Raw genomic sequence first — 13,824 nt, 5'->3', positions numbered from 1 at the left:
AACGGATAAGGCAACTAATATAATACCAACGACTTGAATTGAAGTGGTTTTTTAATATCAAAAAAATAACAGTAGAATTATGAATGAAGAAAAAGAAAATAAGTAACCAGTCATCTTTAATACTACTTTTATATAAACTAACTAATTAAGCTAATGAAAAAACAAAATCTTAATTTATAATTTTAAGATAATGTAGCAGTTAAGTTGTTTTTTTGATAATTAGATTAAGAGAAACTAAGTATCGTTCAGAAGAGTTCTTCTATCAGTTAAGTAAATGAACATTAAAATAAGTGTAGTTAAAAGCAAAAGCATTTTGGAGTAGGTATTATGCCTAAGCATCCTCCTGTATAAACAGTAACACAACGTTTGAAGTCAGGATTAATTTGAGATAACGGAATTGATACAAAAATTAAAATTAAAACGATAGTTGTGAACTTGACGAGAGAAGAAGTCTTCTTAGTTTCTACATATTCAATATTAAGTTGATCATAGCTGTTTTTCATAGAAGTAAAAATAAATTTAAACTGTAATAAATCGAGGTTATTAAAAAACGAATAAGCTCATTGATATAATTGTAGTAAATAATTATTTCTCTAACTTAGCTGGAAAGAAAAAGAGAGATAAATACACAAATTTCTTTACCCAATTAGGTGTATAACGACCTATTTTATGTGTATGTAAACAAATTACCAATAATACTCAAAACGCAAACCAGAACTAATTTTAACTGAATGGAATTTTCAAAGGATTATAAAGAACTTGGAGAAATAATCGTAAAAAAATTACGAGATGAAAACTTTAAATATTATTCCCAAAAGAGAGAGTTCGGGAAATCTATGACTGCAAAAGAATATTCTGAATTACCAAGAAATCCGAATTTAGCACCTGAATTACAACAATTGGAAGATGAACGATTTGAGTTTTTTAACGGATTGAACGAAAGGCAAACGGAAATTTTGAACCGATTTATTCTAAATGTTTTGGATTCTACCGCATTTAATTTCTTGAGAGAAATTGAAGAGAATCTAAACAATAACGAAAGTATCGGATTGACTATTAATGGACAAAAAGTTGAGAACTTAACGTCCGAATTATTATCTGGAACTTTATTTGGAGAATATTTTTTATGGACTGAAAAGAGTAGCGAATTTGGAGAGTTTCAACAATAATAAAAAAATATTATTTTTAGTTTGATTTATGTTAGTTCCTCGTTTACTAGCTTATGATTTTCCTTCGGAAAATCCTCACACAAATACGTAGCTTTTCATATGCATACCGTTGCTATTAATTGAGAAGAAATACTAAAAAAACAACAAATTAAATATGAACGAAAAGAAAGCTAAAAAGATGATTTAGAACTAATTATTGTTTCAAATGGAATTACTTTAGTCGGAATTGTTGGGCTCTTTTTCAATAAAATTACTGGAGAAATTTCAGTAACAGTTGGAGTCATTATGTTATTAATGGGGTATCTTTCTAAAAATCCAAAAAATACATAAAGAAAAAAGAATGAATAAGCTTAACAGAATTAAAATAGATATAGAACTTAATTCTTAAAAGTACAACCCTCTAGTAAAATAGAGGGGTATAGTTGGTTTTATCGATATTATTGAGTTTACTCTTGCATTGAGTGGTAAAGGACATACACCTTTGTATTCAGCAAGTATTATAACTATTTAAGTAAATCCATTGTTTAAAGAAATACATAATTCACCAAATAATAAAGGGAATTATCATATGCCAATAATTTTAGATCCTTCAGATGAATACGAATGGCTGCACTGTAATAACAATACCGATATTGTAAAAACATTACTTCACACTTTTGCAAAAGAACCTATTGAAACTTATTCAGTATCTCAAGATATTTTTAAAAGAGTAGATAGTAATAGGCAAGATATTCTTAAAAAGGTTGAGTATTGAACTCAAATTTAAAAGCCACCTATTTATTATTTCATAGAGTGGCAATCAAAAAAATTATTTAGCATACTCACATTTTCCGTAGGTACCAGTATTATTCGCATATCTACATATTTGCCCAATTGGACACATGAAAATGAAATTGCAAAAAGTATCAGGATGGTCATTGTTACCACCTTTAATATTTTGTTGTTCTTTTTTGTTTAGAGTTACTCCTAAGTTTGAAATGTTCTTAATCATAATTTAAAGTTTAAAATTAATTTTTCAAATTAATTAATTTAAAAAAAGCTGATTTACAAAGACTCATAAGTGTAATGAATAAATGTAAAAGTGTAAAACTATAGTTATCCGATCTATTAAAAACTGAAAAGTTGGTTGACATAGTGGTAAGTAAAATGTTGTGTTTTCCAAAAGTCATAAGCTAAATTATCAATATATTTATTTGTATCTAATCAGTCGTAGTACATTTATAGAAACACAGATGATTCTTCGTAGATACCAAACAGTTTTAAGGGGATTGCTGGAAGGTTTTTATTTATAGTGTTTATATTAAGTTAAAGCTTATGATTTAAGCTTAACAAAAAAAAATGATTTGAATGGATTTGAAAATCTTAAAAATTATAGCCATAGTAACTATTTTGATTCTTTATTTAGGACAACGGTTACCTACAGCATTACGAAATTGGAAAGGTAAAAAAAAAGTTAAACGTCTCTCTTCTTCTCCTTTAGTTCAGTCATCTACTCTTTCTGAAAATGAATTGAAAAAGCGTAATAGAGAAAAACGAAAAGTTCATTTTGAAAGTATTTATGGAAATGCAGATTTTGTGAATCGAAACACAACAAAATTAGAAGATTTTGTGATTAATGATAGAATCAATAGATACGATTTACAAAAGCTTACCGAGCTTAACGAAACCGATACCCAATTTTTTGATGGTTGGAATAATTTAGTTCTTGAATTAATGCGTGAATTAGATGCTTCAGGTTGGGACAGAAAAGTTCTGGTGATGAAAGAAAAATGGGGAGAGTTGAGATTTTCGGTGGGAATAAATGCTGATGAAAAGTTACATGAAATTACGGAAAAGTATTTGGAAAAGTCATTAGAAATATGTCATCTATGTGGTGAAGCCGGCAAGTTAAGAAATGACAACCCATACTGGGAAGTTTTGTGTGAAGAGCATTATAAATCTGGAGGTGCGCCATTGTACTCTGAATATAAATTTTAAGTTCCTTAATTATAGATATTCAAATATTGAAAGGAAAAAGATTAATGAAAAGTGCCGAGTAATTAATTAGAAGTTAAAAGCATACTGTAAGCAATAAAAAAAATAGCCAATTAAATACTGAATTTAAAGGTTAATGGCTTTTTTAAGATCAACAAATAAGTTGATTATCTTAAAAAAATGCCTATCACATATCAACATCGTTAAAGTGTTGATTTTTTATGTCAAAAGGTTAAGAAATAAATTAAAATGAAAGTTATTTATCTGATCTGTTAAATGATTTTGTAAGTTATAAATTTTTACATTTGCTGTATGGTACATTTTTTCTTATTAGGGGTTGCGCTTTTAGGTATGTCTTTTTTAGTATTATTACTTTTTATTCTCTGGAAGAAAGATAATAATTTTAGTTATGCCGAAGCATTATTGTTTTTAATTAGAAAGATTATAAAAGGTTTTGATAAATATGTATTTCCTACTCTGATGGGCTTAGTTTATTACTCTTTAATTGTATATATATATGATTATATAATCAACTTATGAAGTTGATTTTAAAAAAAATCAAAACATTACTTATCATAGATCAACACCTAAGAAGTGTTGGTTTTTTTATATCAAAAGTTTAAGTTTTCAGATCCTAAAAACTAAAAAAATCATTGATGTATTGGGATAAGTAAAATAAGTTTTATTTCTAATGAATAGTGTGTTGTATTTTATTATTAAAAAATATATTTGCTTTGATATAATTAGTTTTGCAATATTTAAGAAGACAGAAATGCTGAACATTTTCAAGAAACAAAGGATTAAAATAATGGACGAGACTTTCGGTGTTTTAATATTTAAAAAATCTAATAGTTTGGGTGGATCATATTGGAATGTTAATAGAAAAGTGGATTCTGTAAATGAAATAATTGAATTTTATGTGTATAATAATGAGCATGGGATAAGTAAAATACAAAAAGAACTCATTTTTAAAATTGAAAAGAAGTATCCTGAACTGCTTGATAATTTGGAAAATTATTTGAATGCCAAAATTCGAGAAGTTGACTCAAAAAGTTCAAAAATATCAATTTTAAAAGATTTAGATATTAGTTTTATAAATATCCCTGAAAATCCGACTAAATTGAGTAAATGGGAAATTAACTTTGTGGAAAAAAGGGGATTTGCTATTTATGAGATTGAAATTGAGAATTGGAAACCTATTGATTTAGGTATTTCAGCATAAAAAGCGTTGAATAATAAGTTATATAATTATGTGATTGGGTTTCCTTGGTAAAAATTCAATCTTATTAATTATCTTTCCACGGCAACAGAAAAAGGGACAAAAAATACACTAATAACAATAATAAAATGCATTATATACTTATAATACTAGGAGTTGTTTTTCTAATTTTATGGTTAAAAACGATGATTGGAAATATTCTAATTAAAAAAAATGGAATTCTAACTAATGCACGAGTAGTATCATATGAAAGAGAAATAAGAAAAGATACTGAGGCTGGAAATTACGGGGAAGTAGAAGTGAAATTCCCAATTCTGACTTTTGAATATTTAGACAATGGAATAACAAAAAATATACGAATTAAAGGAAAGAGTAATTCTAAGTTTAAAATAGGAGAAATAACACCAGTGTATTATGACCCAAACAATCCTGAGGGAAGATTTTATTTACCTAAAAAAGATTTTCTTGTGAAATATTTGTTCTTAATATTTGGAATTATGTTTCTATATTTTGGAATTAATGGATTATAAATTAATCAAGTATTTTTAGAGTTGTTTTAATTTTCAAAATATAATTTATTATGAAGTATTTATTGATGTTATCTCTATTTATTAATTCTGAATTAGGTTTATCTACATCAATTTTATTCAATGAAAATTCTTCAAAAGAAAAAGAAGAAATCCAATATACTAATCCTAATGATGATGGAATAGAGGATGAAGATCCTCAAGAAGAGGGAAAGTCTATATAGTGAAAAAAAATAAAAACTCTCTAGAAAAAATAAAGGACTATAGTTGATTTTATTAATATTATTGAGTTTACCTTACTTATTTTGTTTTATTGGTTCATTTTTTTTATGAATTAAAAACTAATATTTATCTCAAAATAAGACTTATTTCTTATGGTAATTCCAATATACTAAACTTAATAAAATTATAATAGCTAATCTTCTCTTCTAAATAACTATTGTTTTTAGGACCTGTAATTTAGGTGAATGAAGTTAGAAAGGTAAAAGGACCTCGGTTAGTTAATTAGGACCTAATTGACTACCAAAATTAGTATAGATTCTGGCTTTATTTAAAAAGAAGTTTTGATTTTAGTTTCCAAAGAATGTGAGTTACTATACTACTAATACTTCCAATAAATAAAAAAGCTAAATGTATAGCTAAAATTGGCATTCCACATTTAATATTGTCTTCCTGGTTTGGATAAAAAAAACGAGGTAAAACAAAATTATATAGAATAATAAAAATAAGGAGAATTAAAAAATCGGAAATATATAACTCTTTATTATTTGAGAATAAATTAATTATTTTCTTTTTGAAATAATAAAGTGAGAATTGAATCAATGAAACACCAAAAAAGAAAAGGTAAAGTAAAAACATAAGCAATTTAATTGAAAAACAAATATAGTAAATCAATAAAACTGCAGTTTTGAACTACTAGTTCTTGTGCTTATTAAAAGAAAAAATAAAGGTACCAAATAGAATTATAACAACAATTAAAATGAGAATTTCTTCAGGGCTTGATTTAGAAACATGATTATTAACAGGACCTGTATAAATTGGTCCACTAAAAGGTGTTCCTCTTTGTAATATTATAAAAAGCATTATGAAATATAAATAGGATGAGCAATTTTATTAAGCAAAATTAATAAAAACAAAATAAAGTATAAGTGTAGCAGCTCAGTTCTATAAAAATACACTAAACATTGGATTAAACACCAAGCCCCGTATTAATTATAGCCAATGTTAGCACCTGCTTTTTATTCATCATAAATATCATTTTCTTGAAGAGGGAAAATTTCCCAATCAAATTCTTTTAAGATACTTCTTTCATATTTATCATTTTCTTCGTGATATAAATGTCCGTGTGGTACAGGAAAAGTGAAATTTTGTTCTTTGTATTTGTTTTTATTTAAGCGATTTCTATAATTTTCCACGTTTCCATATGCAAATATTACATTATGTTGGTCATATACTAATAACCCTGTGTTTTCAACAGTTCCAATCCAAATATGGTGTCTTGCGTCCGTCTCAAAATACTTTCGGTACTGATTAAGGAATTTAGTCAATTCTTTTTTAGTTTCAAAAATTGGTGATTGATACCTACCTAACTTTTGTCCTATTCTTGAAACAACTAAAACATATAAAATATAAAAAGGTGGTTCTAAATCATTCAGTAGATCAGATAAAAGCTCAATTTGATTTTTACTTGTCGCAATTTTTATTGAATTATCTGATTGTTCAAATATTTTCCCATAATTAAATTCAATTTCAGGGTTATTTAAATCACCAGCTACAAATTTTACTAATTTCTTAGTTGCTTTTTTAGTTTTAAATATTCTACTTAGTTTCATTTGTTTCGTGGTTAGTGCTAACTTGTTTATATACGTACATTTATTCCGTATATACTTACCAAATGAGAGAGAGACGTGGAATAAAAGTATTTAATAATTTAAAATTACATTTTTTTTATTTATTACAATTATATCAATATACTTTTCAGTTTTTAATGTCCGAAAACTATAGTTAAAACTAACCTTAAGGAAACATTCTGTTGCGTTTTTGTTGCACGTTAATGAAAAACGATAGTTTAGTTTTGTGATTTGCAACAATGTTGTTGCTTTCTGATGCACTTAGTGATTTTTTATTTTTAATTCAATTTTATTTTTTCCAAGCACAAAATCATCAGTTACTACTTTTTTTTCTTTATCAATAATTATTTCATTAACGAATTCTGTTAAAATCAATTTATCATTCTCAAATTTCCAATTGAACTGTTGATATTCATCATTTTCGGAATTAATTAAAGTAATTACATCTAAGTTTTTATGAGGATGTAGAGTGCCAAAATAATTTCGCACTTCATATTTGTTGAATTTATCAAAGTTTTTCAAGTCTCCATTCTTATCAAAGACAACGATTTTATTGTTGTAAGTATAAGTGCCAGAAATTATTTTTTCATTAAAATATCTAGTTATGCTTTTTTCTATACCATCAATTTTTTCGTTTTTATCAAGAATAAAATTATAGATGCTGTCTTGATGTTTAAGTAATTTTCTTAAATCATTTCTTTTACTGAAGATGTATTTTATTGAATCTATTCTTTCTTGATTAGGTAACTGAGTTAGTAATAGATTATCATTTTCTTTTAATAAAGCATAGTTACCTCTAAAAGAATCAAATAAAGCAAGAGTGTCAGAGGTGTAATTCAGTTTGTACCTCAATTTAATGATTGAACCGTAACTTTTAAGCGAATCATTCTTTATTTCCAAAAGAATTGCAAACCAAGTTGGTACTTGTAATCTATGCTTAGCTATTTTCTTATCTGCAAGTATTTTATCAAAATAATTATTCAGCCCCCAAATACCACTTAATTCAGGTTTATTCAATTTAGATTTTTGCAATTCAAATTCCTCCTTTTTTTGAGTCAAATTACAGCTTAAAATGAGACTAATAATTGATATATAAAATACGTTTCTCACCATTAAATACAACTTGTTTTTATGCGGAACTTTATTCCTTATATTCGTCCAATTTGGTTGGTTATGTGGAACTTTCAATAAAATAAGTTCCGTTTATTTTTTTCAACTTTATAACATGCAATGTAAATAAAAGAGAGGTTATAATTCCTTAAAGTCTACATTTATTTTTACAAATTGTATCATAATTTCTATAGTTTTTGATTAGCTAAAGATGAATTAGAATGGTTTTTAATTTATGAAAAAGCCACAGCCACCGAAGGTTCTTTTGAGTTGGTTTTGGATGGTTATACAAAAACTGAATTAGAATAAATAACGAGAGCTAACAAGGTGTATAAGTAATATCTGTTTGAATTCAAATTCAAGCCGTTTTTCTTTTTTATTAAGTATATTGCTAACCGAAAGTATTAGCATAGAAACCTGCTGCTACTCATACACTAGACCGTTATAAAAAAATAACTAATTGAAAGAAAAAAAACAATATCAAAAAGGTTTCTGTATTATTTGTAAAAACAAAACCGTCTCTTTCGAAAAAGGGGTGATTTGTAGTTTAACAAATTTACTCCCTGACTTCGATAAAGAGTGTAATAAATTTGAAGTTGACAAAAAAAGAATTACAGAAAAGACAGATGAGTTTAAAAAAGGAATTAAACTAAAATACACAAAACTTGAGAATAAAAAATTCTGGACAGATCCTGACACTTCTTTTTATATTGAAAGATTTAGTTTGAAAAATAATAATAGAAATCTTTCTAAAGGAGGCGTTAATATGAAGTTTTATAGGAATAAATTTAGTATTCTGAATCATTCATTAGTTTTTATTGGGATATTTCTAATGATTGTGTATGGAAATATAAAACATAATCATGGATGGGATTTACAATCATTTAATATGATTTTTTTAATAGTGTTTTCATTAATTGGTATAATCTATATTTCATATAATTACTTTAACGATGAGGACTATGTTATTTCTATTCATGAAAACTATATAAATCTTAATGGAGAAAAAATATATTGGAATTGTATATTAGATTATGTTATAATAGAAGGGAAAAATGAAGATAAAGTGATATTATGCACTAGCTTAGATGGTATAAAAAAAATAGATATGAAAAGGTTTGATAATTCCGCCTTTGAAATAGCGAGTATTATAGAAAAAAACATAAAATATTTTACAACATAGATAAAGAACTATAAAGAAAATTTTTATTTAATCATACTTACCACAATCACCTTATTCAAGGTGATTTTTTTATGTCAATATTTAGTAAACGAATTAAAAAATTAGAGTAGTTATAAGTAACCTATAGAAAACATTCTGTTGCTGTTTGTTGCAAATTATTGCAATTTTGTTGTAGCGTTTTTTTTAAACCTAGTATTTATAAAGGTTTTCGGAATGTTCTCTTTAAATATATTTTGCTGCAAACTGATGCGTATTGTTGCAACATGGATGTTTTTGTTACTAAACTGTTGCAGTTTTGTTGCAAAGGGATTTTAAAAACTATAATTACTATGAGCTTAGCTTTGATATTGTGTTCTATATATTTTTTAGTAAAAGTTAAATAATTATGTGAAAAAAATCACCACTAAAAAAAGTGTTGATTTTATTATCAATTACATTAATGTCTATGTTTATTATTCTTCATTTGATTATTCATGTCATGAATCCTTTTAGGATTGTTTTTGAAAGCAAATTTTAAAAACTGTTTGTAGGGCTTTATAGTAATTGAATCATTCAATTCTTTAACTAACTTTCTTTTTAAATCTTTAAAAAAAATAATCTTCAGAGAATCGTTTTCTCTTTCGCTTATTAAAAATTCGTAAAATTTGTAGGGATGTGAATAGCCAAATGAAAGACCAATTTCTTTTGATTTGATATTATTCTCCCAAATATAGTATCCTATTTTTTTCCACTTATAGGTAATTCTTCTAGTTGCCATATTTGCTCCATGATAACTATCTAATTCATATGTTAAAATGACATTTAAAGAATCTTTATAAGTTTTAATTTTTTGAGGATAAAATTTGTATTTTTTAATAGCTTTTTGAAATGTAGAATTGTCTACGTTAAGATTAAATTTTTTGTCTAAAAATTTATACTTTTTACTTAAAAAGTCTATTTTTTTTAAGCTATCTATTTCCCTTTCTCTTTTTTCTATTTCAGCAGAAAGGTTATTAGTTTTTTCATTTTTCTCACCATTTTTATTTAAGCAAGAGAAGAAAACTAAAACTAATGAAAAATAAATACAGTATTTTAAGGATAAATTCATAAGAAATTTAATAATTAATTATTTACCACCATTAATCTTATGCTCTTGATGAGTAAGAATTATACAGTCTGTAGTGGCATATGCAACACAAGTTAGAAGATAGCCGTCATCTAATTGATCATCATCTAAATAAGATTGATCAGGTTGAGTTATAGAACCATCTAGTACTTTTGCAGCACAAACAGCTATAGCTCCAACTCTGTCTGCATATGGTAATTTATATGATAGGAAAAATACTATATCTAGACTTGTGCTGAACGACTTAAACGCCAAAACCACGTTAAGGATTAATGATATGACTAATGAAAATACATTAATAGACCAATAAAGATGCCAATAAGACCTAAAACAAAACCTAGTAACTTACTGGAAAAAGTTTCGGGATATACTTTGGTACTATTTTTTGGATCTGGATCTAAAGGCTCTACAATCGAGTGGATTAAACAAAATAAACCTAATAAAAGTACACTTACAAATGACATGCTTTCACTTATAAAAGCATCATACATTACAGATAAAAATACACAGGTATAGAATAAATTTTTAAAAGCAGTAAGAGTCTTTTGCAGAAATTCCATTGTTATTGTAATATATTTTTTTAACCTTACTCTTTAATTTATTCAATTGAACATTAAGATTTTCTTCTAAAGGATGTTTTTTAACTTGTTGCTTTTTTATCCCATTGATTGTTTAAAACAGAAATTTTTGAATCTATATACTACATGTTATTGGAAGAGGTAAAGAATCTTAATCTAATAGCTTGAGTGTTATTTTTCTTTTTATAGCTTCTTATTTGAAAATTGAAATTTATCAATTACAAAATTGGTTCATTATTGGTTCATTTTTTCAATAAAAATAAACAAATATAAAAAATAAAACCCTCTAGTAAAATAGAGGGGTGTAATTGATATTATTGAGTTTACTCTTGCATTGAGTGGTAAACCGTATTCACGTCATCATCTTCTTCTAAACGCTCTAAAAGCTTGTTTACATCTTCTTTTTGTTCGTCAGAAATAGCAGTAGTAGTTGTTGGAATTCTTTCAAATTCAGAAGAAAGAATCTCAATATTGTTTTCCTCTAAGTATTTCTGAATAGAACCAAACTGACCAAATGGAGCATATAGCATAACAGAGTTATCTTCCTCGTCTGCAAAAACTTCTTCCACTTCAAAGTCAATCATCTCCATTTCGAACTCTTCTAAATCCATTCCTAAAGTATCCTCTTTTACTTTAAAGTTTACTACATGGTCAAACATGAAAGCAACCGAACCTGAAGTTCCTAAATTACCATTGCATTTATTAAAAGCAGCTCTTACGTTTGCTACAGTTCTGTTATTATTGTTTGTTGCAGTTTCTACTAAAACAGCAATTCCGTGTGGTGCATATCCTTCAAATAAAACTTCCTTATAGTTAGCTGTATCTTTATCAGATGCTTTTTTAATAGCGCGTTGTACATTATCCTTAGGCATGTTTGCAGCCTTCGCATTTTGTATTACAACACGTAAACGAGAGTTTGTTTCAGGGTTTGGACCTCCTTCTTTTACTGCCATTACAATGTCTTTACCAATTCTAGTAAAAGTTTTAGCCATAGCAGACCAACGTTTCATTTTTCTCGCTTTCCTAAATTCAAATGCTCTTCCCATTTCTTAAAAATTATGTTTACGCAATGGCAAATGTAACTATTGCGTTAAATATTTACAATTAAAATCTTTTTTTGAAAATTTGTTTTCCTTCTTTGTCACTATAGGCACGCCAAGTACCTGTCTTTTTTCCGTTTTTAAACTGTCCTTTCAGTTTTAAATTACCGCTAGAATAATATAGTTTAAAGCTACCGTCTAAAACGCCATCGTCTAATTCAACTTCAAATTTTAATTGCTTATCATCGTAATACTCTTTGTATTCTTTTGCGCTTAAATCTGATGGATGAATTGCTTGAATATTAAAAATAGTTTCTGCAGTTTCTACAATAACTGAATCTTTTTCAGGTATTAGCTTTTTATATAATTCTTCCTTTAAAGCAGTTTCTTTGTTTTGATGATTGGATAATTCTTCTTCTGATTGATATGAAAGCGTAATATTACTTTCAAACAAGTCTCCTTTAGAAATTAATTGAATACCAACCTGCGAAAATGAATTAAAATACTTTTTATTTTTTCTAAGTTGTTGCTGAGTTTTATAGTCTAATAAACTCAATAAATCGTTGTATGAATTTGCAGTTTCAGCATAGGCAAAAACACTCGATTTATTTTCAAAATGATAATTAAATTCTTCAAATCTCTCAGATTCCGCTAAAGTGTATTCAACCAAATGATTGTTAATAATCTCTTTTAAGGTATTAGGACTCGTACTAAATACCACAAAATCATCAATAATGGTAAAATATGGCTTTTCCATTTTAGCAAAAGTTTTCCCTGCCAACATCTTAAAGAATCCTTTTAAATCAAAAAAGTGAATAGGGTAGCCTTTGTAGTTGATTTGCTTAAATTTTAAAGGCGTATTTTCTTTAATTTTTGAAAGAATGAAATCTAAATTTTCTTTAGCATCATCAATATCATCAGCTTTAATAACCGCAGCAATATCTTTTTTGTTTTTAGATAAATCTGAATTAAAATGTAGTAACCCTACTTCGTTACCAATCCAGCTATATATATGTTTTTGAATATCGATCTCTAATTGATCTTCAATACTTTTAATTTGATTGGTGTAAGTTTTAAAAGTAGCAGCATTGTCTTTTTCTAAAGCTTCTAAATTGGTATGAAAAGCATCAAAACTATCAAAAGAAAAACTTAGGTATAAAGAAGTGTTTCTTGGAGCAATTTTGGCAATACTACGTTTACCTTTTCCAGAATTTTGAAGCGCTTTTAAAAAGGTTTGAGAAGTCTGATTTACATTCGTATAACCAAGTGCTTGCAAGGTAACTCCTTCCATAATGGAAATGTCAAAACCAGAATAAAATAAAGCGTTTTGTACATTTTTAAAGCTTTTAAGGTTTGAAGGGTTTGTAAAACAAGCTAAGTACTGGTCGAAGTATTCATATTGAATATATACATTAAAAAAACCGTCGTTTCCAGTTTCTTTTTTTATTTCAACAAAGTTCAAATCGCGACCAATTACTGGCTCCAAATATTGATTTATTGATTGCTCAACTAGTACATGTGTATAAGAAGCAATTAATTGATTTTTAATAAATGATAAATAAAGAGTTTCTCTGTTGCTTTTATTGTAAAGCTCAATAATTTCATGCTCTTTGTAGGTTCTTTGAGTAATCTTAAAGTTGCTATCAGCTAATTTTTGAATGGCGCTTTTTAAAAAGCGAAGTTTGGCTAGTTTTTGAAGATCGATTACATAAAGTAAACCGTATTTTTTAGGTTTATAGCTATGAATAGATATTAAAAGATCTCTTTCGCCTATAAAATCAATTACATCTTTCTGATCCTTAAAAAGTTTATTAAAACCGCTAATGTCTTTAGTTACTTCTTTGAAATAAGAATTGGTTTGAAAGTGTTTCCAAATTTCACTCGAACTTATTTCGTCCCAAGTATCAATAGGTCTTTCAGTTTCCAAAACGATAGCTGCATTTTTAGGAATTAGATAAATAGGGTTAATATTATCTTCATCAGCTAAGGTAAAAATGTAAGCTTGATATCCTATAAAACTAAAAAGGGCTATTAGAATAGCCCATATAATCTTTTTTTTCATAACTAGT

15 protein-coding genes are annotated in these 13,824 nt (G+C 26.8%); 8 read left to right on the top strand and 7 right to left on the bottom strand.

Annotated features, from left to right (window positions below):
- Window positions 1-731: 731 nt before the first annotated feature.
- On the top strand, window positions 732-1,169 hold the full coding sequence (locus F7018_RS05430) for a hypothetical protein (protein ID WP_150898997.1): 438 nt from the start codon (window positions 732-734) through the stop codon (window positions 1,167-1,169).
- 520 nt (window positions 1,170-1,689) lie between these two features.
- Window positions 1,690-1,923, top strand: a complete 234-nt coding sequence (locus F7018_RS05425) for an SOS response-associated peptidase (RefSeq protein WP_150898996.1) — start codon at window positions 1,690-1,692, stop codon at window positions 1,921-1,923.
- Window positions 1,924-1,977: 54 nt separating this feature from the next.
- On the opposite strand, the gene F7018_RS05420 is transcribed toward F7018_RS05425, so the two are convergent.
- Window positions 1,978-2,160 carry a hypothetical protein gene (locus F7018_RS05420; protein WP_150898995.1) on the bottom strand — a complete coding sequence of 61 codons (183 nt, stop codon included), beginning with the start codon at window positions 2,158-2,160 and terminating at the stop codon, window positions 1,978-1,980.
- A gap of 356 nt (window positions 2,161-2,516) precedes the next feature.
- Between F7018_RS05420 and F7018_RS05415 the strand changes: the two genes are divergently transcribed.
- The 4 genes from F7018_RS05415 to F7018_RS18345 all read left to right on the top strand — a co-directional run bounded on the left by F7018_RS05415 (window position 2,517) and on the right by F7018_RS18345 (window position 5,113).
- Entirely contained in the window at window positions 2,517-3,146 is a 630-nt protein-coding gene (locus F7018_RS05415) for a hypothetical protein (RefSeq protein WP_150898994.1), read from the top strand.
- Window positions 3,147-3,951: 805 nt separating this feature from the next.
- Window positions 3,952-4,365 carry a hypothetical protein gene (locus F7018_RS05410; protein WP_150898993.1) on the top strand — a complete coding sequence of 138 codons (414 nt, stop codon included), beginning with the start codon at window positions 3,952-3,954 and terminating at the stop codon, window positions 4,363-4,365.
- A gap of 125 nt (window positions 4,366-4,490) precedes the next feature.
- On the top strand, window positions 4,491-4,892 hold the full coding sequence (locus F7018_RS05405; protein ID WP_150898992.1) for a DUF3592 domain-containing protein: 402 nt from the start codon (window positions 4,491-4,493) through the stop codon (window positions 4,890-4,892).
- Between the two features lie 50 nt (window positions 4,893-4,942).
- Complete coding sequence (locus F7018_RS18345) at window positions 4,943-5,113, top strand: hypothetical protein (RefSeq protein WP_175578651.1); 171 nt, start codon at window positions 4,943-4,945, stop codon at window positions 5,111-5,113.
- 1,014 nt (window positions 5,114-6,127) lie between these two features.
- Here the strand turns inward: F7018_RS18345 and F7018_RS05400 are convergent.
- Window positions 6,128-6,721: a hypothetical protein gene (locus F7018_RS05400; protein WP_150898991.1), complete on the bottom strand. Its 594-nt coding sequence runs from the start codon at window positions 6,719-6,721 to the stop codon at window positions 6,128-6,130.
- 279 nt (window positions 6,722-7,000) lie between these two features.
- Window positions 7,001-7,756, bottom strand: coding sequence for a hypothetical protein (locus F7018_RS05395; protein WP_150898990.1), 756 nt, complete (start codon window positions 7,754-7,756; stop codon window positions 7,001-7,003).
- 553 nt (window positions 7,757-8,309) lie between these two features.
- Between F7018_RS05395 and F7018_RS05385 the strand changes: the two genes are divergently transcribed.
- The gene (locus tag F7018_RS05385) at window positions 8,310-9,032 is read left to right on the top strand and encodes a hypothetical protein (RefSeq protein WP_150898989.1); all 723 of its coding nucleotides are present in this window, start codon (window positions 8,310-8,312) and stop codon (window positions 9,030-9,032) included.
- A 436-nt stretch (window positions 9,033-9,468) separates the two neighbouring features.
- Here F7018_RS05385 and F7018_RS05380 read toward each other — a convergent pair whose 3' ends face one another.
- Together F7018_RS05380 and F7018_RS05375 are read right to left on the bottom strand one after the other, a co-directional pair.
- A complete protein-coding gene (locus F7018_RS05380; protein WP_150898988.1) occupies window positions 9,469-10,119 on the bottom strand; it encodes a hypothetical protein in 651 nt (216 codons plus the stop codon).
- 18 nt (window positions 10,120-10,137) lie between these two features.
- The gene (locus tag F7018_RS05375; protein ID WP_317132378.1) at window positions 10,138-10,392 is read right to left on the bottom strand and encodes a 2Fe-2S iron-sulfur cluster-binding protein; all 255 of its coding nucleotides are present in this window, start codon (window positions 10,390-10,392) and stop codon (window positions 10,138-10,140) included.
- Between the two features lie 57 nt (window positions 10,393-10,449).
- Between F7018_RS05375 and F7018_RS05370 the strand changes: the two genes are divergently transcribed.
- Window positions 10,450-10,653 (top strand): hypothetical protein, encoded by a 204-nt coding sequence (locus F7018_RS05370; RefSeq protein ID WP_150898986.1) that lies wholly within the window; start codon window positions 10,450-10,452, stop codon window positions 10,651-10,653.
- A 385-nt stretch (window positions 10,654-11,038) separates the two neighbouring features.
- On the opposite strand, the gene F7018_RS05365 is transcribed toward F7018_RS05370, so the two are convergent.
- Both F7018_RS05365 and F7018_RS05360 read right to left on the bottom strand, forming a co-directional pair.
- Window positions 11,039-11,761: a YebC/PmpR family DNA-binding transcriptional regulator gene (locus F7018_RS05365; RefSeq protein WP_150898985.1), complete on the bottom strand. Its 723-nt coding sequence runs from the start codon at window positions 11,759-11,761 to the stop codon at window positions 11,039-11,041.
- A 58-nt stretch (window positions 11,762-11,819) separates the two neighbouring features.
- Window positions 11,820-13,817, bottom strand: coding sequence for a DUF3352 domain-containing protein (locus F7018_RS05360; protein ID WP_150898984.1), 1,998 nt, complete (start codon window positions 13,815-13,817; stop codon window positions 11,820-11,822).
- Window positions 13,818-13,824: the final 7 nt, after the last annotated feature.

Source organism: Tenacibaculum aiptasiae (assembly GCF_008806755.1).
Lineage (GTDB): Bacteria > Bacteroidota > Bacteroidia > Flavobacteriales > Flavobacteriaceae > Polaribacter > Polaribacter aiptasiae.
The sequence above is the reverse complement of the archived record's forward strand: the minus strand, read 5'-3'. Positions and strand labels throughout refer to the sequence as shown.